General features: G+C 69.0%; 29 protein-coding genes and 1 pseudogene. 29 read left to right on the forward strand and 1 reads right to left on the reverse strand.

The window, feature by feature from the left end:
- The first annotated feature begins 5 nt into the window (after positions 1–5).
- From ACT01A_RS20170 to ACT01A_RS20190, 5 genes are all read left to right on the forward strand, one after another.
- Positions 6–1,643, forward strand: coding sequence for a PucR family transcriptional regulator (locus tag ACT01A_RS20170; protein WP_445148891.1), 1,638 nt, complete (start codon positions 6–8; stop codon positions 1,641–1,643).
- Positions 1,644–1,670: 27 nt separating this feature from the next.
- Positions 1,671–2,804 (forward strand): alanine dehydrogenase, encoded by a 1,134-nt coding sequence (ald, locus tag ACT01A_RS20175; protein WP_445148892.1) that lies wholly within the window; start codon positions 1,671–1,673, stop codon positions 2,802–2,804.
- 120 nt (positions 2,805–2,924) lie between these two features.
- Positions 2,925–3,320, forward strand: coding sequence for a 30S ribosomal protein S12 (rpsL, locus tag ACT01A_RS20180; protein WP_324911581.1), 396 nt, complete (start codon positions 2,925–2,927; stop codon positions 3,318–3,320).
- A 7-nt stretch (positions 3,321–3,327) separates the two neighbouring features.
- Entirely contained in the window at positions 3,328–3,798 is a 471-nt protein-coding gene (gene rpsG, locus ACT01A_RS20185) for a 30S ribosomal protein S7 (protein WP_445148893.1), read from the forward strand.
- Between the two features lie 141 nt (positions 3,799–3,939).
- A complete protein-coding gene (locus ACT01A_RS20190; protein WP_445148894.1) occupies positions 3,940–5,001 on the forward strand; it encodes a PASTA domain-containing protein in 1,062 nt (353 codons plus the stop codon).
- Here the strand turns inward: ACT01A_RS20190 and ACT01A_RS20195 are convergent.
- On the reverse strand, positions 4,998–5,522 hold the full coding sequence (locus tag ACT01A_RS20195) for a hypothetical protein (RefSeq protein WP_445148895.1): 525 nt from the start codon (positions 5,520–5,522) through the stop codon (positions 4,998–5,000). The two genes, ACT01A_RS20190 and ACT01A_RS20195, sit on opposite strands and share 4 nt — an antisense overlap.
- Positions 5,523–5,757: 235 nt before the next feature.
- Here ACT01A_RS20195 and fusA point away from each other — a divergent pair, with 235 nt between their 5' ends.
- The 24 genes and pseudogenes from fusA to ACT01A_RS20315 all read left to right on the forward strand — a co-directional run bounded on the left by fusA (position 5,758) and on the right by ACT01A_RS20315 (position 20,283).
- Positions 5,758–7,857, forward strand: a complete 2,100-nt coding sequence (gene fusA, locus ACT01A_RS20200) for an elongation factor G (protein WP_445148896.1) — start codon at positions 5,758–5,760, stop codon at positions 7,855–7,857.
- A gap of 102 nt (positions 7,858–7,959) precedes the next feature.
- Positions 7,960–9,144: an elongation factor Tu gene (gene tuf, locus ACT01A_RS20205; protein WP_445148897.1), complete on the forward strand. Its 1,185-nt coding sequence runs from the start codon at positions 7,960–7,962 to the stop codon at positions 9,142–9,144.
- A gap of 198 nt (positions 9,145–9,342) precedes the next feature.
- The gene (gene rpsJ, locus ACT01A_RS20210; RefSeq protein WP_027005623.1) at positions 9,343–9,669 is read left to right on the forward strand and encodes a 30S ribosomal protein S10; all 327 of its coding nucleotides are present in this window, start codon (positions 9,343–9,345) and stop codon (positions 9,667–9,669) included.
- Complete coding sequence (rplC, locus tag ACT01A_RS20215) at positions 9,669–10,286, forward strand: 50S ribosomal protein L3 (protein ID WP_445148898.1); 618 nt, start codon at positions 9,669–9,671, stop codon at positions 10,284–10,286. The genes rpsJ and rplC overlap by 1 nt, the downstream gene beginning before the upstream one ends.
- Positions 10,279–10,926, forward strand: coding sequence for a 50S ribosomal protein L4 (rplD, locus tag ACT01A_RS20220; RefSeq protein WP_445148899.1), 648 nt, complete (start codon positions 10,279–10,281; stop codon positions 10,924–10,926). Before rplC ends, rplD begins: the two co-directional genes overlap by 8 nt.
- A complete protein-coding gene (gene rplW, locus ACT01A_RS20225; protein ID WP_445148900.1) occupies positions 10,926–11,228 on the forward strand; it encodes a 50S ribosomal protein L23 in 303 nt (100 codons plus the stop codon). The genes rplD and rplW overlap by 1 nt, the downstream gene beginning before the upstream one ends.
- A gap of 3 nt (positions 11,229–11,231) precedes the next feature.
- Positions 11,232–12,074: a 50S ribosomal protein L2 gene (gene rplB, locus ACT01A_RS20230; protein ID WP_445148901.1), complete on the forward strand. Its 843-nt coding sequence runs from the start codon at positions 11,232–11,234 to the stop codon at positions 12,072–12,074.
- 14 nt (positions 12,075–12,088) lie between these two features.
- Entirely contained in the window at positions 12,089–12,361 is a 273-nt protein-coding gene (rpsS, locus tag ACT01A_RS20235) for a 30S ribosomal protein S19 (protein WP_445148902.1), read from the forward strand.
- Between the two features lie 299 nt (positions 12,362–12,660).
- Positions 12,661–12,972 carry a 50S ribosomal protein L22 gene (rplV, locus tag ACT01A_RS20240; protein WP_445152853.1) on the forward strand — a complete coding sequence of 104 codons (312 nt, stop codon included), beginning with the start codon at positions 12,661–12,663 and terminating at the stop codon, positions 12,970–12,972.
- Between the two features lie 4 nt (positions 12,973–12,976).
- A complete protein-coding gene (gene rpsC / locus ACT01A_RS20245) occupies positions 12,977–13,885 on the forward strand; it encodes a 30S ribosomal protein S3 (protein WP_445148903.1) in 909 nt (302 codons plus the stop codon).
- Positions 13,886–13,937: 52 nt separating this feature from the next.
- A complete protein-coding gene (rplP, locus tag ACT01A_RS20250; RefSeq protein WP_445148904.1) occupies positions 13,938–14,354 on the forward strand; it encodes a 50S ribosomal protein L16 in 417 nt (138 codons plus the stop codon).
- Positions 14,351–14,554: a 50S ribosomal protein L29 gene (rpmC, locus tag ACT01A_RS20255; RefSeq protein ID WP_445148905.1), complete on the forward strand. Its 204-nt coding sequence runs from the start codon at positions 14,351–14,353 to the stop codon at positions 14,552–14,554. The genes rplP and rpmC overlap by 4 nt, the downstream gene beginning before the upstream one ends.
- 353 nt (positions 14,555–14,907) lie before the next feature.
- Positions 14,908–15,144 (forward strand): annotated as a pseudogene (gene rpsQ, locus ACT01A_RS20260) (30S ribosomal protein S17); the annotation flags it as partial.
- Positions 15,141–15,509 (forward strand): 50S ribosomal protein L14, encoded by a 369-nt coding sequence (gene rplN / locus ACT01A_RS20265; protein ID WP_445148906.1) that lies wholly within the window; start codon positions 15,141–15,143, stop codon positions 15,507–15,509. The pseudogene rpsQ and the gene rplN, both read left to right, overlap by 4 nt.
- Positions 15,510–15,511: 2 nt before the next feature.
- Positions 15,512–15,832: a 50S ribosomal protein L24 gene (gene rplX, locus ACT01A_RS20270; RefSeq protein ID WP_445148907.1), complete on the forward strand. Its 321-nt coding sequence runs from the start codon at positions 15,512–15,514 to the stop codon at positions 15,830–15,832.
- A 14-nt stretch (positions 15,833–15,846) separates the two neighbouring features.
- Positions 15,847–16,452, forward strand: a complete 606-nt coding sequence (gene rplE, locus ACT01A_RS20275) for a 50S ribosomal protein L5 (protein WP_445148908.1) — start codon at positions 15,847–15,849, stop codon at positions 16,450–16,452.
- 4 nt (positions 16,453–16,456) lie between these two features.
- Positions 16,457–16,642 carry a type Z 30S ribosomal protein S14 gene (locus ACT01A_RS20280; RefSeq protein ID WP_146922762.1) on the forward strand — a complete coding sequence of 62 codons (186 nt, stop codon included), beginning with the start codon at positions 16,457–16,459 and terminating at the stop codon, positions 16,640–16,642.
- Between the two features lie 7 nt (positions 16,643–16,649).
- Positions 16,650–17,057 (forward strand): 30S ribosomal protein S8, encoded by a 408-nt coding sequence (gene rpsH / locus ACT01A_RS20285; RefSeq protein ID WP_445148909.1) that lies wholly within the window; start codon positions 16,650–16,652, stop codon positions 17,055–17,057.
- Positions 17,058–17,064: 7 nt separating this feature from the next.
- Positions 17,065–17,598 carry a 50S ribosomal protein L6 gene (rplF, locus tag ACT01A_RS20290; RefSeq protein WP_445148910.1) on the forward strand — a complete coding sequence of 178 codons (534 nt, stop codon included), beginning with the start codon at positions 17,065–17,067 and terminating at the stop codon, positions 17,596–17,598.
- Entirely contained in the window at positions 17,595–17,948 is a 354-nt protein-coding gene (rplR, locus tag ACT01A_RS20295; protein WP_445148911.1) for a 50S ribosomal protein L18, read from the forward strand. The genes rplF and rplR overlap by 4 nt, the downstream gene beginning before the upstream one ends.
- The gene (rpsE, locus tag ACT01A_RS20300) at positions 17,945–18,610 is read left to right on the forward strand and encodes a 30S ribosomal protein S5 (RefSeq protein ID WP_445148912.1); all 666 of its coding nucleotides are present in this window, start codon (positions 17,945–17,947) and stop codon (positions 18,608–18,610) included. The genes rplR and rpsE overlap by 4 nt, the downstream gene beginning before the upstream one ends.
- Positions 18,610–18,783, forward strand: a complete 174-nt coding sequence (gene rpmD, locus ACT01A_RS20305; protein WP_445148913.1) for a 50S ribosomal protein L30 — start codon at positions 18,610–18,612, stop codon at positions 18,781–18,783. The genes rpsE and rpmD overlap by 1 nt, the downstream gene beginning before the upstream one ends.
- 4 nt (positions 18,784–18,787) lie before the next feature.
- Positions 18,788–19,303 (forward strand): 50S ribosomal protein L15, encoded by a 516-nt coding sequence (gene rplO / locus ACT01A_RS20310; RefSeq protein ID WP_445148914.1) that lies wholly within the window; start codon positions 18,788–18,790, stop codon positions 19,301–19,303.
- A 116-nt stretch (positions 19,304–19,419) separates the two neighbouring features.
- A complete protein-coding gene (locus tag ACT01A_RS20315; protein ID WP_445148915.1) occupies positions 19,420–20,283 on the forward strand; it encodes a DUF6159 family protein in 864 nt (287 codons plus the stop codon).
- The last annotated feature ends 13 nt before the right edge of the window (positions 20,284–20,296 follow it).

Raw genomic sequence — 20,296 nt, forward strand, 5'->3', positions numbered from 1 at the left:
ACGCCTTGCTGACCGTCCGGGAGCTGCTGCGGGATCTGGACGTCGGGGTCCTCGCCGGTGAGGCGAACCTCGACGCGCCCGTGCGCTGGGTCCACATCTCCGAGCTGGCGGATCCCACGCCGTGGCTCTCGGGCGGTGAGCTGCTGCTGACCACCGGCCTTTCACTGCCGTCGGCGGCCGAGCAGCGCGCGTACGTCGCCCAGTTGGCCGACCACGGGCTCGCGGGCCTGGGCTTCGGCGTCGGCTTCGGGCACGAGGCCGTGCCAGAAGCGCTGATCGAGGCGGCGGCCGAGCGGGACTTCCCGCTGATCGAGATCCCCTACGACACGCCGTTCATCGCGGTCACCGAGAAGGCGTTCGCGCGGCTGGTCAACGAGCAGTACGCGTTGTTGCAGCGGTCGATCGCGGTGCAGGAGCGGCTGCAGCGGATCGTGCTGTCCGAGCGCGGGCTGGACGCGATCGCGGCGGCGCTGGCGACGCTGATCGGCGGGACGACCGTGGTCTTCGACGGCCGCGGCGAGCCGCAGGCGCTGCACGCGTTCCGGCGCGAGCTGCCGGACGACGCGTTGAGCGCGGTGGGCGCCGAGCTGCGCGAGCGCGCGCGGCGGACCGAGGCGCGCGGGTTCGTGCCGTCGCATCCGGACTTGGCGCCGCGGTCGCTGGCGCTGCCGGTTGCGGGGGCCGAGACGACCGGGCTGCCGCAGGCGTGGCTGGTCGCGGTCAAGGACTCCGGCGGCCTGTCGGAGTTCGACCGCGTGGTCCTGCACCAGGCGGTGACCGTGGTCGCGCTGGAGCTGCTGCGCCGCCACGTCGCCTCGTCGACCGAGCGGCGGCTGGCGGGCGACGTGCTCAGCGAGCTGGTGGCCGGGACGGTCTCGGGCTCGGACCTGACGCGGCGGCTTGAGCCGTTCGGGTTGGGCGGTCGCGTGACCGCGCTCGTGCTCTCGCCGCCCCCGCGCGCGGCAGGCAAGGGCGGCGGCGGGCCGGAAGCGTGCGAGGCCGCGCTGGCGAGCGCGCTGCGCGATGAGGCGGTCAGCGGCCTGGTGGCGACGGCCAGCAACCACGTCTGCGCGCTGCTGCCCGGGTTCCTGGACGAGGAGCTGTTCGAGTTGTCCCAGCGCGTGCTGGATCGCGTGGTCGCCAAGCTCGGCGCGGTGCCGGCCGCGGGCGCGGGGCGTGCGGTGGCGGCAGGCGACGCGCGGCGGGCCTACCACGAGGCGCGCTGTGCGCTCGAGGCAAGGACATTGGGTCGCCCGATCGAGACCAACGGGCACGTGTCGTCCAACGGCAACGGCACGGCCGTGGCGACCAAGCCGACGGTCGCGACCTACCGCGACCTGGGGTCCTTCCAGTTGTTGTTGTCCTTGCAGGACAGCGACGCGCTGCGCCTGTTCTGCGAGTCCCTGCTCGGGCCGATCGAGACCGGTGAGGGGCACTACGGCGGCGAGCTGATGCGCTCGCTCGAGGCGTTCATCGAGTGCAACGGGCAGTGGGAGGCCGCGGCGCGGCGCCTGTACTGCCATCGGCACACGCTGCGGTACCGGATCCGGAAGATCGAGGAGCTGACGGGGCGCGACCTCGCCAGCGCACGTGACCGGATCGAGTTCTGGCTCGCCCTCCGCGGGCGCGAGCTGGTCAGCTAGGCACAGTTACACAGGAGAGGTTCCTTCATGCGGGTTGGCGTTCCGACCGAGATCAAGACCGACGAGTACCGCGTGGCGATCACGCCGGCGGGCGTGCGTGAGCTAGTCGATCGGGGCCAAGACGTGCTGATCCAGCACGGCGCGGGGGAGGGGTCTGCGATCCCGGATGCGGAGTACGCCGAGCAGGGCGCGTCGATCGTCCCCGACGCGGCCGCCGTCTTCGCGGGCAGCGACATGATCGTCAAGGTCAAGGAGCCGCAGGCGGTGGAGGTGGCGATGCTGGAGGCGCGCCACATCTTGTTCACGTACTTGCACCTGGCGCCGGACGCGGCGCTGACGGAGGGCCTGCGCCGGTCGGGTGCGACCTGCATCGCCTACGAGACCGTCACCGACAAGAACGGCCGGCTGCCGTTGTTGGCTCCGATGAGCGAGGTGGCGGGCAAGATCGCCACGCAGGCCGGGGCGTTCATGTTGGAGAAGCCGCTCGGTGGTCGCGGCCTGCTGCTCGGCGGTGTGCCCGGCGTGGCGGCGGGCAAGGTGATGGTCATCGGCGGCGGTGTGGTCGGGTTGACCGCGGCGGAGATCGCGATCGGCATGGGTGCTGAGACCTACGTCTTTGACCGCTCCATCGATCGCCTGCGCGAGTTGGACTTCCTGCTGAACAACCGCTGCTCGACGGTCTTCAGCTCGACGCTGTCGATCGAGAAGCTGCTGCCCGAGGTCGACCTCGTCATCGGCGCGGTGCTCGTGCATGGCGCCAAGGCGCCGCACGTCATCACGCGCGAGCAGCTGAAGTTGATGAAGTCCAACGCGGTGCTGGTCGACGTCTCCATCGACCAGGGCGGCTGCTTTGAAACCAGCCGGCCGACCACCCACACCGACCCGACCTACGAGGTCGACGGCGTCACCCACTACTGCGTGGCCAACATGCCCGGCGCCGTCCCGATCACCTCGACCTTCGCCCTCACGAACGCGACCATGCCCTACGTGATCAAGCTCGCCGAACACGGCGTCCACGCCGCGCTCAAGAGCGACCCGGGCTTCCTCGAAGGCCTCAACGTCGCCGCCGGCGAGGTCACCTACGCCCCCGTCGCTGCCGACCAAGGCCTCACCGCGCTGGCCCCGCTCGACGCACTGGACCGCATTCCGGCCGTCGCCTAGCTGGGATCGAACCCGGCCGGTTTCTCGCGCGCGCGAGGAGAAGATGTCGTGCGCGGTCCGCCCAGCTGTCACGCGCCGGAAACGGACTGGGGCCGAACCCTTGCTACCATCACGCGCCGCATGCCCACCACGAGCCAACTCGTCCGCAAGGGTCGCAAGCCCAAGCCGCGCAAGATGTCCACCCCGGGTCTCAAGTCGGGGAAGGGCAACAAGAAGAAGCAGGCCGCTCCGCAGCGTCGCGGAGTCTGCACGCGCGTCTACACGACGACGCCAAAGAAGCCGAACTCCGCCCTGCGCAAGGTCGCGCGTGTTCGCATCACCGGCTCGGTGGAAGTGACGTCCTACATCCCGGGCGAGGGCCACAACCTGCAGGAGCACTCCGTCGTGCTCGTGCGTGGTGGCCGCGTCAAGGATCTCCCGGGCGTCCGGTACAAGGTCATTCGCGGGACGCTCGACGCGTCCGGCGTCTCGGACCGCAAGAAGAGCCGTTCCATGTACGGCGTCAAGAAGAAGTAGAGACTTCATGCCCCGCCGCTCCGCAGCAACCATCCGGCCGGTCGAGCCGGATCCCGTTCACCGCTCGCGCCTGGTCACCCAGGTCATCAACAAGGTCATGCTCGACGGCAAGAAGAGCACGGCCGAGCGGATCGTCTACGACGCGCTCGCGATCATCGGCGAGAAGACCGGCAAGGATCCGGTCGAGCAGCTCGAGGCGTCGCTGAAGGCCCTCACGCCGGCCCTCGAGGTCCGCTCCCGCCGCGTCGGCGGCGCGACCTACCAGGTCCCGGTCGAGGTCCCGCCGCGCCGCTCGCGCACGCTCGCCGTCCGCTGGCTCGTCGAATTCGCCCGCCAGCGCCGCGAGAAGACGATGGCCCAGCGCCTCGCCAACGAGCTGATGGACGCCATCAACTCCCAGGGCGGCGCCTACAAGCGCAAGGACGACATCTACCGCATGGCGCAGGCCAACAAGGCCTTCGCGCACTACCGCTGGTAGCACGCGCTCCGCGCACCACGCTTCGCCGAACGGCCGCCCATCGGGCGGCCGTTCGCGTTTGAGGGAGCCGCTCACAGGGACTGGCCGTTCGGCGGGGCGAACGCCCGGTTTCAGGTCGTTTGATCGACTAGCGTCGCCGCCATGGCGGGGGACCGGGGGCAGGAGCACAATGGTTGGACGATCGTCGCGGCGGTGCTCGCGGTCCTGATCGTCGTCGTGATCGTGGTCACGGCGGTGCTGTGGGTGCTGTCGGGCATCGGCCACGTGCTGGGGCTCACGCCGACCTACAGCGAGGCGACCGATCGCCCGACGGGGTGGGTCGCAGACCACTACGAGCACGTCGTCTGGGGCTACGTGCTGACGGTCGTCGCGATGCTCGCGCTCATCGTCCTGACGTGGCTCGGCGTGCGGCTGCTCAGGTCCGAGGTGGGCGCGCGGCAGACGGCCGGGCGCGGTGCGGGCGCGACGGCGGCGTTGCTGCTGCTCATCCTGCTGGTCCTTCCCGTGGGACGGCGCGACGGCATCCCGGAGGCGGTGGCGGTCGCCGACACCGGCACGCCCACGGTCACGAGTGAGACGGCAAAGGCTGTTCAGGTGCCCGACGTGACCGGGCTCACGGCGGCGAAAGCGCGCGACGCGCTCGAAGGAGCGGAGCTCCGCGCCACCCTCCGATACGCGCCGGCCGGCGAACGGCGCTGCCGCGTCTTCGCCCAGGATCCGTCCGCGGGCGAGACCGCGGCCGGCGGCGACGCGGTCTCGTTGCGCTGCCGAGCGCGGATCCCCGCCGTCGCACGCCACGCGCCGCGAGCGGCCGAGCGGCGGATCGAAGAGGCCGGGTTCGACGCGCGGATCGTCGGCGCACCGGGCGACGGGGGCCTCGATCGCTGCCGGGTGCGCAGCCAGAGCCGCTCCGGCCTGGCCGAGCCCGAGACGGTGGTGCGCCTCCGGCTGACGTGCCGACCCAAGCCCAAGCCCAAGCCCAAGCCGAAGCCGGCGCCCAAGGCGCCGGTCGCGCCCGCGCCCGCGGAACCGTCGTGCGATCCCAGCTACTCCGGCGCGTGCCTGGACGCGGACGCGAGCGACTACGACTGCGCGGGCGGCAGCGGCGACGGGCCGCAGTACACCGGCCCGGTCACCGTCGTCGGGGACGACCACTTCGACCTCGACCGCGACGGCGACGGGGCCGGCTGCGAGACGAGCTAGGTCGACTCGCGGGCCCGGCGGCGGCGCGCGGCGCGCTCGGCTGCGGACTCCGTGGCCGGTGTGGCCGCTCGTTCGGGCGTGGGTGCCGGCGCCGGGCGGCCGCCGAGCGCCAGCAGCGCCCCGCCGGAGAACAGCAGCAGCGCTCCGCCGAGCGTCTCGAGGTAGTAGCCGGTGCCGGGGTCGGCCTTGGCCTCGGCGTAGATGTCGCCGACCGAGCCGGTGTCGTGGATGTGCGGGCGGTCCCAGATCCAGGCGATGGCCAGGGCGGCGATGCCGGCGATGACCAGGCCGACCAGCGCGGTGCGGGACGCACGTAGGCCCGTGAAGAGCAGGAAGAGCGCCAGCAGAGCCAGCAGGATCAGCGCCGGGCCGTGCCGGTCCCAGCCGGTCTGGGCGGTGTCGGCGTCGACGACCTTGGAGGTCGTCCCGACCGTGATCTCGATGACGCTGGAGAACGAGGCCACCAACAACAGGAGGGCGCCGACCGTACCCAGCAGCGCCAGCGCCAAACGCGCCGTCATGACCCCGGACGAGCGCACCCGGGGCGCACGCGCCCCTTTGCTATCATCGCCTTCTGCCCCGGGTAGAGCGCGACTCATGCGCGCACGCCTCCGGGTCGCTTTCCGCGCAAGGATGGATTCCTCGAGCACATAGCGCCACGACCAGGACACCTTCCTGACGTGCGCGCGGGCCCGAGGGGCCCGTTTTCTTTGCCCGCAGCCCCCTCCGCTTCCACCACCGTTAGCCGACTCAGATATGCCACGCAAGTTCTCCCTCCAGAAGACCCGGAACATCGGGATCATGGCGCACATCGACGCCGGCAAGACGACGACGACCGAGCGCATCCTCTATTACACCGGTCGTACCTACAAGATCGGTGAAGTCCACGAGGGCGCTGCCACGATGGACTGGATGGAGCAGGAGCAGGAGCGGGGGATCACGATCACGTCCGCCGCGACGACCTGCACCTGGGACGAGCACCGCATCAACATCATCGACACCCCGGGCCACGTGGACTTCACGGTCGAGGTCGAGCGCTCCCTGCGCGTCCTCGACGGCGCCATCGCGGTGTTCGACTCGGTCGCCGGCGTCGAGCCGCAGTCCGAGACCGTCTGGCGTCAGGCCGACAAGTACCACGTCCCCCGTATCGCGTTCATCAACAAGATGGATCGCATCGGCGCGGACTTCGACCGCTCGGTCGAGACGATGATCGACCGCCTCGGCGCCAACGCCGTGCCGGTTCAGCTGCCGATCGGCGCCGAGGCCGACCTGATCGGGATCATCGACCTGATTGGCATGAAGGCCATCATCTACAACGATGACCTGGGCAAGGACTTCGACGTCATCGACATCCCCGACGAGCACAAGGACCGCGCCGAGCAGGCGCGCGAGGCGCTCATCGATGCCGTCACGACCTTCGACGACGACCTCGCCGAGGCCTACCTCGAGAACGGCGACGTCGAGATCGACCAGCTCAAGTCGGCCATCCGCACGGCCGTCCTGAACCTCGGCATCACGCCTGTCTTCTGCGGCTCGGCCTTCAAGAACAAGGGCGTGCAGCCGCTGCTCGACGCCGTCATCGACTACCTGCCGTCCCCGCTGGACGTGCCGGCCGTCGAGGGCATCGTCGAGGCGCGCAACGGCGACATCACCGAGGAGGTGCGCAACGCCTCCGACGACGAGCCGTTCGCTGCGCTGGCCTTCAAGATCGCCGCCGACCCGTTCGTCGGCAAGCTCACCTACTTCCGCGTGTACTCCGGCAAGCTCAGCGCGGGCTCCCGCATCCTCAACGTCTCTTCGGGCAAGACCGAGCGCGTTGGCCGCATCCTGATGATGCACGCCAACGACCGCGAGGAGCTCGAAGAGGTCTACGCGGGCGACATCGCGGCGGCGGTCGGCATCAAGCAGATCGTCACCGGCGACACGCTGGCCGCGCCCGACGCGCCGATCAAGCTCGAGAACATCGTCTTCCCCGAGCCGGTCATCAAGGTGGCCGTCGAGCCGAAGACGAAGTCCGACCAGGAGAAGATGTCGGTCGCCCTGGGCCGTTTGGCCGAGGAGGACCCGACGTTCCAGGTCCAGACCAACGAGGAGACGGGTCAGATCGAGATCTCCGGCATGGGCGAGCTGCACCTCGAGGTGCTGGTCGACCGTATGCGCCGCGAGTTCAACGTCGAGGCCAACGTCGGCAAGCCCCAGGTCTCCTACCGCGAGACGATTCGCGGCGAGGCCAAGAAGATCGAGGGCAAGTTCGTCCGCCAGACCGGCGGCTCGGGCCAGTACGGCGTCGTCTACATCGACATGGAGCCGGCGCCCGGCGAGGGCTTTGACTTCGTCTCGAAGATCAAGGGCGGCTCGGTCCCGACCGAGTTCATTCCCGCGATCGAGAAGGGCGTGGAGGAGGCCATGGAGACCGGCGTCAAGGCCGGGTACCCCATGGTCGACATCCGCGTCACGCTGGTCGACGGCAAGTACCACGACACGGACTCTTCGGAGATCGCGTTCAAGGTCGCCGGCTCGCTCGCCTTCAAGGAGGCGGCCAAGCGAGCCAAGCCCGTTCTGCTCGAGCCGATCTTCGCCGTCGAAGTCGTCACCCCGGAGGACTTCCTGGGCGACGTCATCGGCGACCTGAGCAAGCGGCGCGGTCGCGTCGAGGGTCAGGATCGCCGGGGCAACGCCCTGGCCGTCACGGCTCGCGTCCCGCTGTCGGAGATGTTCGGCTACGCGACGGACCTGCGTTCCAACACGCAGGGCCGCGCCACGTACACCATGCAGTTCGACAGCTACGACGAGGTTCCGCCGAACATCGCGGAGAAGATCGTCGAAGGCCGCAGCGGCGACGCCGCAGCCGCGTAACACACCGAGCGGACGTCTAACGACGGATCGCGATAGCTTTCCCTGGTTCGCCCAGGTAGGCACCCCCTCAGAACACACAAGCTTTTCGAAGGAGCAATTGAAGTGGCGAAGGAGAAGTTCGAGCGCGACAAGCCGCACGTCAACGTCGGCACCATCGGTCACATCGACCATGGCAAGACGACGCTGACCGCGGCCATCACGACCGTGCTCGCCGAGAAGATGGGCGGCGAGGCTCGTAGCTTCGCGGAGATCGACAACGCTCCGGAGGAGAAGGAGCGCGGGATCACCATCGCCACGTCTCACGTCGAGTACCAGACCGAGGCGCGTCACTACGCGCACGTCGATTGTCCCGGCCACGCCGACTACGTGAAGAACATGATCACGGGTGCGGCGCAGATGGACGGCGCGATCCTCGTGGTCTCGGCCGCCGATGGCCCGATGCCCCAGACCCGTGAGCACATCCTGCTCGCGCGTCAGGTCGGCGTCCCCTACATCGTCGTGTTCCTCAACAAGGCGGACATGGTCGACGACGAGGAGCTCCTGGAGCTCGTCGAGGTCGAGGTCCGCGACCTGCTTTCCGAGTACGACTTCCCGGGCGACGACATCCCGTTCATCACGGGTTCCGCTCTGAAGGCGCTCGAGGGCGACGAGGAGTACAAGCAGAAGATCTACGAGCTCGCTGACGCGCTCGACTCCTACATCCCGGAGCCGACCCGTGACCTCGACAAGCCCTTCCTGATGCCGGTCGAGGACGTCTTCTCGATCACGGGCCGTGGCACGGTTGCCACGGGCCGCATCGAGCAGGGCATCGTCAACACGGGCGACAACGTCGAGATCGTCGGCGTGCGCGACACGACCACCACGGTCGTGACGGGCGTCGAGATGTTCCGCAAGATCCTTGACCAGGGCCAGGCTGGCGACAACGTCGGCTGCCTGCTCCGTGGCACCAAGCGTGAGGAGATCGAGCGCGGCCAGGTGCTGTGCAAGCCGGGCTCCATCACGCCGCACACGAAGTACAAGGCCGAGGTCTACGTCCTCAAGAAGGAGGAGGGCGGCCGTCACACGCCGTTCTTCACCGGCTACCGTCCCCAGTTCTACTTCCGCACGACGGACGTGACCGGGGTCGCTAACCTGCCCGAGGGCGTCGAGATGGTCATGCCGGGCGACAACGTCGCCATGGAGATCGAGCTGATCCAGCCGATCGCGATGGACCAGGGCCTCCGTTTCGCCATCCGCGAGGGTGGCCGCACGGTGGGCTCGGGCGTCGTCACCGAGATCATCGAGTAGCAAGATCGTTTGCGCGACGGGGCGCCTACGGGCGCCCCGTCATTGCGCAGACACCCGCAGTACCAACTTCAGATACGACCGCAGGGCAGTGGAGCGGAGACCCGTCGAAATCGGCGAGCGGTCCGCTCCTAAAGCCACGAGGCAACCCAGCGGACCAGCATTTCCCAGACAGCAGACGGAATCGAATCGAACAGGCAGATGGCAGCCGCCACACAGAACAAGATCCGCATTCGCTTGAAGGCCTACGACCACCAGGCCCTCGAGACGGCGGCTAAGGAGATCGTCGAAACGGCGACGCGCACCGGCGCGACCGTTTCGGGTCCCGTGCCGCTGCCGACCGACCGCAACATCTACGCGGTCATCAAGTCGCCGTTCAAGGACAAGGACTCGCAGGAGCACTTCGAGATCCGGACGCACAAGCGCCTGATCGACATTCACGGGCCGACCCCCAAGACGGTCGACTCGCTCCAGCGCCTGGACCACCTCCCCGCCGGCGTGAACATCGAGATCAAGCTCCTCGCCTAATGCCCGCCATCCTCGCCAAGAAGCTCGGGATGACGCAGCTGTTCCTTGAGGACGGCCGCGTCGAGCGCGTCACGGTCCTCGAGGCCGGCCCGTGCCCCGTCACCGGAATCCGCACGCATGAGCGTGACGGCTACGAGGCCGTCCAGCTCGCGTTCGGTGCGTCCAAGGAGAAGCACCTCTCCAAGGCCGAGCTCGGCCATCTCAAGAAGGCGTCCGCGCCGCCCATGCGTCACCTCGTGGAGTTCCGCGACGAGGCCGGCGAGCTGCAGGTCGGTGACACGGTCACCGTCGAGGCCTTCGAGGTCGGGCAGCACGTCAAGATCGCCGGCACGTCCAAGGGCAAGGGCTTCCAGGGCACGATCAAGCGCCATAACTTCAAGAGCGGTCCGAAGTCCCACGGCTCGCACAACGTGCGCGCCCCGGGATCCATCGGTGCGTCCGCCTGGCCCGCTCGCGTGATGAAGGGCATCCGCGGCCCCGGCCAGATGGGCAACAAGCGCATCACCCAGAAGGGTCTGGAGATCGTCCGGATCGATGCGGGGGACAACCTCCTGCTCGTCCGTGGCGCGGTCCCCGGTCCCAAGAACGGCTTCGTGGAGGTCCGCACCGATGCCTAGTGCCAAGAACCTCGGCGGTGGCGCCGACGTGACCCTTGACGACGTCGCCTTTGGCGCGTCTTTCAACGGCCCGCTCGTTCACGAGTCGGTGCGCGCCGAGCTGGCCGCGCTGCGCCAGGGTACGTCGTCCACCAAGACCCGCGGCGAGGTCCGCGGCGGTGGCGCCAAGCCGTGGCGTCAGAAGGGCACGGGCCGCGCTCGCGCCGGCTCGTCCCGCTCGCCGATCTGGACGGGCGGCGGCACGGTCTTCGGGCCCAAGCCGCGCCACTACACCTTCAAGGTCAACCGCAAGGAGAAGCGCGCCGCGTTCCGCAGCGCGCTGTCGATCCACGCCGAGCGCGGCTCGATCGCGGTCTTCGACGTCAAGGCGTTTGACGACGTCTCGACGAAGGCCGCCGCCAAGCTGGTGACCGACTGGGGCGCCAAGGGCTCCCTGCTGGTCGTCCTGGGCGTGGAGGAGGAGCGGGCGGCGCTGTCGTTCCGCAACCTCGCCAGCGTCCGCGCCGTGGTCCCGACGACCAACGTCGGCGTCGCCGATCTGATCGGCGCGGCCAACGTCCTGGTGTCCGAGGCCGCGCTGTCGGAGCTGACCGCGCGCGCCAAGGGCGAGAAGAACACCGCCGAGGAGGCGAACGCCTGATGGACGCGTCCCAGGTGATCATCCGCCCGGTCGTCAGCGAGAAGAGCTACGTGCTCGCCGCGGCCGACAAGTACACGTTCCGGGTCCACCCGAACGCCCACAAGACGCAGATCCGCCAGGCGATCGAGTCCCTCTTTGAGGTCAACGTCGTCGAGGTGCGCACGATGTCGGTGAAGTCCAAGCCCAAGCGGCGTGGACAGAGCATCGGTCGTACGCGCGCCTGGAAGAAGGCGATCGTGCAGGTGGCTCCGGGTCAGTCCATCCCGATCTTCCAGGGCCTCGAAGGCCTCGAGGAGTCGTAGTCGATGCCCGTCCGTAAGCCCAAGCCCACCTCGCCGGGCCTCCGTTTCGTCTCGTACCCGGACTTCGCGGAGATCACGAAGACCGAGCCCGAGCGCACGCTCGTCGAGGGCCTGAAGAAGTCCGGCGGTCGCAACTCCAACGGTCGCAAGACCGCCCGCCACCGCGGCGGCGGAGCCAAGCGCCTGTACCGCAAGGTCGACTTCAAGCGCCGTCGTGACGGCATCCCGGCGAAGGTCGCCGCGATCGAGTACGACCCCAACCGCACCGCCTACATCGCGCTGCTGCACTACGCCGACGGCGTCAAGTCCTACATCCTGGCTCCGGCCCGGCTGCAGGTCGGCGCCACGGTGAGCAGCGGCCCGGGGGCGGAGATCTCGGTCGGCAACTGCCTCCCGCTGGCGAACATGCCGACGGGCACGTTGATCCACAACGTGGAGCTCCAGCCCGGGCGCGGCGGCCAGATGGGCCGCTCGGCCGGCGTGTCGATCCAGCTGATGGCGAAGGACGGCGACTACGCGACGCTGCGCCTGCCGTCCGGCGAGATGCGCATGGTCCGGGCCGAGTGCCGCGCGACCGTGGGCGTCATCGGCAACGCCGACCACCAGAACGTCAAGATCGGTAAGGCCGGCCGCAAGCGTCACATGGGCGTTCGCCCGCAGACGCGAGGCACGGCCATGAACCCGGTCGACCACCCGCACGGCGGCGGCGAGGGCTCCACCACGCCCGGCCGTCACCCGGTCACGCCTTGGGGCGTGCCGACGCTTGGGTACCGCACCCGTAAGAAGAACAAGTCGTCCGACCGCTACATCGTCCGCGCGCGCAAGCGTGGCAAGGGCAAGCGGTAGAGGGTTAGAAGCCGATGAGCCGTTCGAGCAAGAAGGGCCCGTTCGTCGAGGAGCGCCTGTTGGCGCGCATCGACAAGATGAACGAGGCCAACACCAAGCAGATGATCCGCACCTGGTCGCGGACGTCGACGATCTTCCCCGAGATGGTCGGCCACACCATTGCCGTTCACGACGGGCGTAAGCACGTGCCCGTGTTCGTGAGCGAGTCGATGGTTGGCCACAAGCTCGGCGAGTTCGCGCCGACGCGCACCTACCGCGGTCACGTCGACACCGGGAAGAAGCGATGACCCCGGCTGACGACGAGAAGCAGGAGCCGGAGACCGAGGTCGTCGACGAGACGACCCTCGAGGAGACCCCGGTGGAGCCGGTCGAGGCCGACGAGGCTGACGCCACCGAGGACGAGGTCGCCGAGGAGGCGCCCGCCGAGGTCGCCGAGGAGCCGGTCGCTGAAGAGAAGCCGAAGCCCAAGCGCTCGCGTGCGAAGAAGCCCGCGGCCGAGGCTCCGGTCGAGACCAAGCCCGCTCCCGCCCGGAAGGCCGTCGCTTCCACCAACGGCGCCCCGGTCGTCAAGGCCCATGCCAAGTACGTGCGCACCTCCGCCCGCAAGGCGCGGCTGGTTGCCGATCACGTCCGCGGCAAGTCGGTCGTCGAGGCCCGCGCGATCCTCGCGCACACGCCCCGCGCCGTCGCGGAGGATTGGGAGAAGCTCCTGAACTCCGCCGTCGCCAACGCCGAGCACAACCACGAGTTGCTTGGCGACGACCTGCGCATCTTGTCCATCACCGCCGATGAGGGTCCGACCCTCAAGCGCTTCCGCCCGCGGGCGATGGGGCGCGCTTCGCGGATTCGCAAGCGCACCTCGCACCTGTCGATCGCGCTCACGCCGAAGGAGCAGTAAGAGCATGGGACAGAAGGTTCACCCCGAGTCCATGCGCGTGGGCTACATCCACGACTGGAAGTCGAACTGGTTCACCGAGCGTGACTTCAGCGACTACCTGGCCGAGGACGTCGCCATCCGCAGCCACATCACCAACAAGCTGGCGCACGCCGGTTTGAGTGACATCACGATCCGCAAGGACGCCAACGAGGTGGAGATCAACATCCACACCGCGCGTCCGGGCATCGTGATCGGCAAGTCGGGTTCCGAGGTCGACGCGCTGCGCCGCGATCTGCACAAGATCACCAAGAAGCAGATCAAGGTCAACATCTTGGAGATCAAGCGGCCTGAGCTTGACGCCAAGCTCGTCGCCCAGTCGATCGCCGAGCAGCTCCAGAACCGCGTCGCCTTCCGTCGCGCGATGAAGCGCGCCCTGACGAGCGCGATGCGCTCGGGCGCCAAGGGCTGCAAGATCCAGGTCGGCGGCCGCCTCGGCGGCTCCGAGATGGCTCGCACGGAGATGTACTCCGACGGTCGTGTCCCGCTGCACACGCTGCGCGCCGACATCGACTACGGCTTTTACGAGGCCCGCACGACCTTCGGCCGCATCGGCTGCAAGGTCTGGATCAACAAGGGCGAGATCATGCCCGAGGGCTACGGCGGCTCCGATCTGACCGAGATCGAGGCCCCGCAGGCCGCTGGCATGGACCGTGGCAATGACCGCGGTGGCCGTGGCGGCGATCGCGGTGGCCGTGGCGGCGACCGTGACGGTCGCGGCGGTGGCCGTGGTGGCCGTGGCGGCGGCGGGCGTGGCCCCGGCGGTCCGGGTGGCCCGGGCGGTCGCGGCGGCGGAGGCCGTGGCGGCGGAGGCGGCGGTCGCGGCGGTGGGCCGGGTGGCCCGCGCGGCGGCGGCGGATACGGCGGGGGTCGCTAGATGCTTTCCCTAAGCGTGTCACTCGCTTCCAGCACTCTGGAGGTAACGCCTGATGCTTTCGCCTAAGCGAGTCAAGCACCGCAAGCAGCACCGTGGGCGCAAGCCCGGGTTCTCGCGCGGCCAGACCACGGTCATGTTCGGCGAGTACGGCATCAAGTCGCTTGACGCCGGCTGGCTGACCAACCGCCAGATCGAAGCCGCTCGTATCGCGATGACGCGCAAGATCAAGCGCGGCGGCAAGGTCTGGATCAACGTCTATCCGGACAAGCCCGTCACCAAGAAGCCGGCCGAGACCCGCATGGGTTCCGGCAAGGGTTCGCCCGAGGGCTGGGTCGCCGTCGTCAAGCCGGGCCGCGTCATGTTCGAGCTGGCCGGCGTGCCGGAGCCCCTCGCCCGCGAGGCCCTGCGCCTGGCCGGGATGAAGCTGCCCGTCCGCACCAAGATCGTGACCGCGGAGGACAACGCGTGAGCACCTCTCGTGAGATCCGGGACCTTCCCGACAACGAGCTCGTCGACCACATCAAGACCGTGCGTCGCGACCTCTTCGGCTTGCGGTTCCAGCACGCCACCGGCGAGCTGGAGAACACCGCCGGCCTCAAGACCGGCAAGCGCGACCTCGCTCGCGCCCTGACCATCGCCCGCCAGCGCGGGATCGACACGAACAAGTAGCCATGGCTGACGAGACCCCCGACACGACCGAAGAGCAGGTCACCCCCGCCGCCGAGGCGACGGAGGAGACCACCGCTGCTCCCGAGGCCGAGGCCGCGGCGGCCCCCGAGGCTGCTGCCGAGCCCGCCGAGCCGGTCACCCCACTCACCCCCAAGGAGCGCAAGGTCGCTGCCCGCGCCCGTCGCGGCGTGCGCCGCGGCGCGACGCCCGAGGAGCGTGCCGAGGCCCGCAAGGTCAAGGCCGCCGCTCGCTCGCGCTACCGCGCCAACGCGCGGGCCAAGCGCAATGAGAAGCGCGGCGAGCCCGGGCCCGCCAAGACGGCGTCCCCGGTCGAGCACGGCCCGGGCGCCCCGAAGGAGCGCCTCGGCACCGTCGTCTCCAACAAGGCCGACAAGACGATCACGGTCCGCATCGACACGGCCCGTCGTCACCGTCGGTACCAGAAGATCGTGCGCAGCTCGACGACGCTTCACGCTCACGATGAGAACAACGACGCCAACACCGGCGACACCGTTCGCATCATCGAGTCCCGTCCGCTGAGCGCCACCAAGCGCTGGCGCCTGGTCGAGATCCTGGAGCGTGCCAAGTGATTCAGAACGAGTCACGACTCAAGGTCGCCGACAACACCGGCGCCCGCGAGATCCTCGTCATCCGCGTGCAGGGCGGCTCCAAGCGCCGTTACGCGCACGTCGGTGACGTGATCACCGCCACGGTCAAGACCGCCAGCCCGCAGGGCACGGTCAAGAAGGGCGAGGTCGTCAAGGCCGTCGTCGTGCGCACGAAGAAGGAGTTCGGGCGCGAGGACGGCACGTACATCGCCTTTGACGAGAACGCCGCCGTGATCATCGATGCCGCGGGCAACCCGCGCGGCACGCGCATCTTCGGGCCGGTGGCCCGCGAGCTGCGCGATCGCAACTACATGAAGATCATCTCGCTCGCACCGGAGGTGCTCTAGCCATGGGCTTGAAGATCCGTCGTGACGACGAGGTCGTCGTGATTGCCGGCAAGGACCGCGGCAAGACCGGCAAGGTGCTCAAGGTCGATCCCGCCAAGGAGCGGGTCACCGTCGAGGGCATCAACATCGTTAAGCGCCATCAGCGCCCGCTCCCCAACGCCCCTCAGGTCGAGGCCGGCGTGATCGAGCGCGAAGGCCCCATCCACATCAGCAACGTCCAGCTTCTTGATCCCAAGACCAAGAAGGGCACGCGCGTTGGTGTCGTCCGCGAGGACGGCAAGCGCAACCGCGTGGCCCGCGGGTCCGGGACGAAGTTCGACTAAGGCCGCCAGGAACCATGGAAGCCGCAGCCACCCAGACCGCACGCTTTAAGACGCAGTACCTCGAGAAGATCCGTCCCGCGCTCATCGAGCGTTTCGGCTACTCGAGCTACATGCAGGCGCCCAAGCTCGTGAAGATCACCCTGAACATGGGCGTCGGTGACGCCAAGCAGGATTCGAAGCTTCTCGATGCCGCCGCCGAGCAGCTCGCGACGATCGCCGGCCAGAAGCCGTCGATCCGGCGCGCACGCAAGTCCATCGCCCAGTTCAAGGTCCGTGAGGGCATGCCCGTCGGCGTCTCCGTGACGCTGCGCGGGGATCGCGCCTACGAGTTCCTTGACCGCCTCGTCTCGGTCGCGCTCCCGCGCACCCGGGACTTCCGCGGGCTCAAGCCGACGTCCTTCGACGGCCGCGGCAGCTACTCGATGGGCCTGAAGGAACAGATCATCTTCCCCGAGATCGACTACGACGCCATCGACAACGTGCGCGGCCTCGACATCGCCATCACCACGACGGCGAAGTCCAAAGAGGAGACCTACGCGCTGCTCGAGGCGTTTGGCATGCCCTTCAGCCGTGAGGGCAACCCGTACGTGACCGCCGACGACGGCACCCAGGAGAGCTAGACCCGTGGCCAAGACGTCCCAGAGGGTCCGCCAGCAGCGCGGGTCCAAGTACAAGACCCGGGAGTACACCCGGTGCCGCAAGTGTGGTCGCAGCCGCGCGGTCTACCGCAAGTTCGGCGTCTGCCGGATCTGCCTCCGCGAGCTCGCGCACAACGGCTTCATCCCCGGCATGACGAAGTCGAGCTGGTAGGTCCGATATGTCGATGACCGATCCTGTCGCCGACTACCTGACGCGCATTCGCAACGCGATCCGCGCGCAGCACGACGTCGTCGAGATCCCCGCTTCGAAGCTCAAGCGCGAGATGACCCGCATCCTCGCCGAGCAGGGCTACATCGAGGCATGGGAGACCGAGGCGCCGAATAGCGACCACCCCGGCTCGCTGATCCGCATCCAGCTCAAGTACACGGAGGACCGCAAGTCCGTCGTGTCGGGGCTGCAGCGCGCATCGCGTCCGGGCCAGCGCTACTACGTGCCCGCCTCCGGCATCCCCAAGGTGCTGGGTGGCATGGGTACCGCCATCGTTTCGACGTCCCAGGGCGTCATGACCGGCCACGAGGCCCGTCGCCGAGGCATCGGCGGCGAAGTCGTGGCGAAGGTTTGGTGATCGTTCGATGAGTCGTATTGGTCGTAAGCCCATCGAGGTCCCCGCCGGGGTCACCGTCGCCATCGAGCCGGAGTCGGTTCGCGTCAACGGTCCCAAGGGCGAGCTCGTGGAGCGCATCCACCGTGACATCACGGTGGAGCAGAACGAGAACATCATCACGGTCACGCGTCCGACCGACCGCGGCGAGCACCGGGCCATGCACGGCCTGTACCGCTCGCTCGTGGCCAACATGGTCATCGGCGTCACCGAGGGTTACGTCAAGACCCTGGAGATCCAGGGCGTCGGCTACCGCGCCGCGCTCAAGGGCCGGGACCTGGAGATGGCCCTCGGCTACTCGCACCCGGTGTCGATCAAGGCGCCGGACGGGATCGAGTTCGAGGTCCCGCAGCCCACGCGAGTGATCGTCAAGGGCATTGACAAGCAGCTGGTCGGCGAGATCGCCGCCAACATCCGCAAGCAGCGGCCGCCGGAGCCCTACAAGGGCAAGGGCATCCGCTACGAGGGCGAGTACGTCGCCCGCAAGGTCGGTAAGCGAGCATGAGCATCAAGACCCCTGAACAGCGTCGCCTCAAGCGCCGTCGCCGCGTGCGCGCGAAGGTCACGGGCACGGCCGAGCGCCCCCGCATCTCGGTGCGCCGGTCCAACCGCGGCATCTTCGCCCAGCTGGTCGACGACCTCACGGGTACGACGATCGCCGCCGTCCAGTGGACGGAGCCGGAGCTGCGCGAGCTCGCCAAGGGCGAGCAGAGCGCCAAGGCCGGGGAGCTTCTCGCGCAGCGCGCGAAGGCTGCCGGCGTCGAGTCCGCCGTGTTCGATCGCGGCGGCTACCAGTACCACGGACGCGTCAAGGCTTTCGCCGACGGCGTCCGCGAGGGAGGACTGACGGTATGAGGCACGACAGCTTCGCCGACCGCGTTGTCTCGCCGGCCGGCCTCGACCTGCAGGAGCGGGTCGTCGAGATCAACCGCGTCGCCAAGGTCGTCAAGGGCGGCCGGCGCTTCTCGTTCACGGCGCTGGTCGTCGTGGGCGATGAGAACTCGGTGGTCGGCATCGGCTACGGCAAGGCCAACGAGGTCCCGATCGCCATCCAGAAGGGTGTCGAGCAGGCCAAGAAGAACCTGTACCGCGTGCCCAAGCACGGCTCGACGATCACGCACCCGGTGCTGGGCATCTTCGGCTCCGGCCGCGTGCTGCTCAAGCCGGCCTCGCCCGGTACGGGCGTCATCGCCGGCGGCGGCGTCCGCGCGGTGCTGGAGCTCGCGGGGATCCACGACATCCTGAGCAAGTCGCTCGGCACCCAGAACCCGATCAACCTGGTCAAGGCCACGCTGGCCGGTCTCCAGGACCTCCGCACGCCGGAGGAGGTCGCGCAGATCCGCGGCCTATCGATCGCCGAGGTCTTGGGCCTGAACAACGAGGCGCCTGCGGCCGAGACGCTGGAGGCCTTCGAGGCCGAGGGCGAGCCCGCCGCCGAGGAAGGCGCCGTGGCCGTCGCGACCGAGGAGGCGCCGGCCGAGGAGGCCGAGGCGCCGGCTGAGGAGGCCGCGGAGTAATGCCCAAGGTCACCCAGATCAAGAGCAAGAACGGCTCCAACCAGCGCCAGATCGACACGTTGCGCTCCTTGGGGCTCCGCAAGATCGGCCAGACGGTCGAGGTCAAGGACAACGAGCAGTCCCGCGGGATGCTCCACCGTGTCCGGCACCTCGTGAAGGTCGAGGAGGACTAGCCCCATGGCTGACGAGAAGAAGACCGAGGAGACCCCCGCCGAGGCGATCGGGCTCCACAACCTCAAGCCGGCCCCCGGCTCCCGCAAGCCGCGCAAGCGCGTCGGCCGCGGCGAGGGCTCTGGCCTGGGCAAGACCGCTGGCCGTGGCCAGAAGGGCTACGGATCGCGCTCCGGCGCCAAGGACCGCGCGCGGTTCGAGGGCGGCCAGATGCCGATCCACATGCGGATGCGGAAGCTGCGCGGCCCGCACATGAAGAAGTCGATGCCGTTCGAGATGTTCCGCACCTACACGCAGGGCGTGAACATCCAGGACCTGGAGCGCCGCTTCGACGCCAACGCCGAGGTCACCCTCGACGCGTTGAAGGCCTCCGGTCTGGCCAAGAAGGGCGACGTCCCGGTCAAGATCCTGGCCAAGGGCTCGATCAGCAAGCCGCTGACGGTCCACGCGCACAAGTTCTCCGCGTCCGCCAAGGAGGCCATCGAGGCCGCCGGCGGGACCGTGGTGGTCGTCGAGTCCTAGGGCTCGCCGCCGCGCGGTCATACGCGCAGCTGCACTTCATCGAGGGCCCCGGGCGACCGGGGCCCTCGGTCGTTCCGGGGTGAGCGCGCCCGCCGGATCGGGCATGATCGCTGATCATGATCGAGGGTTCGAACCATTCCGAGGCCGTGCCGGAGGGGCGGTGGGAGCGTTCGCTGTTCTTCCTGGATCACGTCTGGGAGCTCTTTCGCGGCGACCGGGCGCTGATCGCGGTGGCGGCCGTGGGCACCGTGCTCAACGTCGCGGCCGCGGCGGTGATCTTCGGCCTGGCGGAGTGGCTGGTCGGCGACGCGGGAATGCGGGCGTTCACGGCGGTCTCGCTGGCGGCGATCGCGCTGCCGTCGACGATCGTCTCGACGTTCTGCAACGTCGCGCTGGTGCGGATGGCGCAGGCGCGGTTCGAGGGACGGCACTGCACGGCACGCCAGGGGTTCGCTGCGGCACGTACGCGCTGGCGGCCGATCCTCGCCTGGTCGCTGCTGTCGGTCGGCGTGGGCGCGGTGCTGGACTGGATCGCTGAGAAGCTGCCGTTCGGCGGCGCGCTGGCGTCGTGGCTGCTCGGCGCGGCGTGGTCGCTGGGGACGATGTTCGCGATCCCCGTGATGGCGCTGGAGGACGCGGGCGCGCGGCGGGCGGCGAAGCGGTCGGTCGAGCTCTTCCGGGCGCGGTGGGGCGAGAGCCTCGGCGGCCAGGTCTCGGTCGGCTTCATCTCGTTCATGGCGGCGATCCCTGGCGGGCTGCTGCTGGTCGGAGGCCTGAGCCTCGGCGGCACCACGGGCGTGGCGCTGGCGGCCGGTGGCGGCGCGCTGCTGATGGCGTCGATCACGGTCACGCGCGCGCTCGAAGAGCTGTTCGCGCTCGCGGTCTACCGCTTCGAGACGGCCGGCGCGGCATCGTTCGGGTTGGAACCGTCCCAGCTCGACGCGTTCGTCAACCTTAAGCACCGCCGCGGCAGCGACTGACAAGGCGGCAACG

It is taken from the genome of Baekduia sp. Peel2402, from assembly GCF_052567285.1.

Bases quoted from the DNA above. Each gene is read 5' to 3' on its own strand.
- rplR (WP_445148911.1), top strand. From the start codon at position 17,595: ATGAGCATCAAGACCCCTGAACAGCGTCGCCTCAAGCGCCGTCGCCGC.
- rpsL (WP_324911581.1), top strand. From the start codon at position 2,925: ATGCCCACCACGAGCCAACTCGTCCGCAAGGGTCGCAAGCCCAAGCCG.
- rpsC (WP_445148903.1), top strand. From the start codon at position 12,977: ATGGGACAGAAGGTTCACCCCGAGTCCATGCGCGTGGGCTACATCCAC.
- rplB (WP_445148901.1), top strand. From the start codon at position 11,232: ATGCCCGTCCGTAAGCCCAAGCCCACCTCGCCGGGCCTCCGTTTCGTC.
- ACT01A_RS20195 (WP_445148895.1), bottom strand. From the start codon at position 5,522: ATGACGGCGCGTTTGGCGCTGGCGCTGCTGGGTACGGTCGGCGCCCTC.
- rpsE (WP_445148912.1), top strand. From the start codon at position 17,945: ATGAGGCACGACAGCTTCGCCGACCGCGTTGTCTCGCCGGCCGGCCTC.
- fusA (WP_445148896.1), top strand. From the start codon at position 5,758: ATGCCACGCAAGTTCTCCCTCCAGAAGACCCGGAACATCGGGATCATG.
- rplP (WP_445148904.1), top strand. From the start codon at position 13,938: ATGCTTTCGCCTAAGCGAGTCAAGCACCGCAAGCAGCACCGTGGGCGC.
- rplC (WP_445148898.1), top strand. From the start codon at position 9,669: ATGCCCGCCATCCTCGCCAAGAAGCTCGGGATGACGCAGCTGTTCCTT.
- rpmD (WP_445148913.1), top strand. From the start codon at position 18,610: ATGCCCAAGGTCACCCAGATCAAGAGCAAGAACGGCTCCAACCAGCGC.
- ACT01A_RS20190 (WP_445148894.1), top strand. From the start codon at position 3,940: ATGGCGGGGGACCGGGGGCAGGAGCACAATGGTTGGACGATCGTCGCG.
- rpsS (WP_445148902.1), top strand. From the start codon at position 12,089: ATGAGCCGTTCGAGCAAGAAGGGCCCGTTCGTCGAGGAGCGCCTGTTG.
- rplW (WP_445148900.1), top strand. From the start codon at position 10,926: ATGGACGCGTCCCAGGTGATCATCCGCCCGGTCGTCAGCGAGAAGAGC.
- rplO (WP_445148914.1), top strand. From the start codon at position 18,788: ATGGCTGACGAGAAGAAGACCGAGGAGACCCCCGCCGAGGCGATCGGG.
- rplX (WP_445148907.1), top strand. From the start codon at position 15,512: ATGGGCTTGAAGATCCGTCGTGACGACGAGGTCGTCGTGATTGCCGGC.
- ACT01A_RS20315 (WP_445148915.1), top strand. From the start codon at position 19,420: ATGATCGAGGGTTCGAACCATTCCGAGGCCGTGCCGGAGGGGCGGTGG.
- rpsG (WP_445148893.1), top strand. From the start codon at position 3,328: ATGCCCCGCCGCTCCGCAGCAACCATCCGGCCGGTCGAGCCGGATCCC.
- rplD (WP_445148899.1), top strand. From the start codon at position 10,279: ATGCCTAGTGCCAAGAACCTCGGCGGTGGCGCCGACGTGACCCTTGAC.
- rpsJ (WP_027005623.1), top strand. From the start codon at position 9,343: ATGGCAGCCGCCACACAGAACAAGATCCGCATTCGCTTGAAGGCCTAC.
- rpsH (WP_445148909.1), top strand. From the start codon at position 16,650: ATGTCGATGACCGATCCTGTCGCCGACTACCTGACGCGCATTCGCAAC.
- ald (WP_445148892.1), top strand. From the start codon at position 1,671: ATGCGGGTTGGCGTTCCGACCGAGATCAAGACCGACGAGTACCGCGTG.
- rplE (WP_445148908.1), top strand. From the start codon at position 15,847: ATGGAAGCCGCAGCCACCCAGACCGCACGCTTTAAGACGCAGTACCTC.
- rplF (WP_445148910.1), top strand. From the start codon at position 17,065: ATGAGTCGTATTGGTCGTAAGCCCATCGAGGTCCCCGCCGGGGTCACC.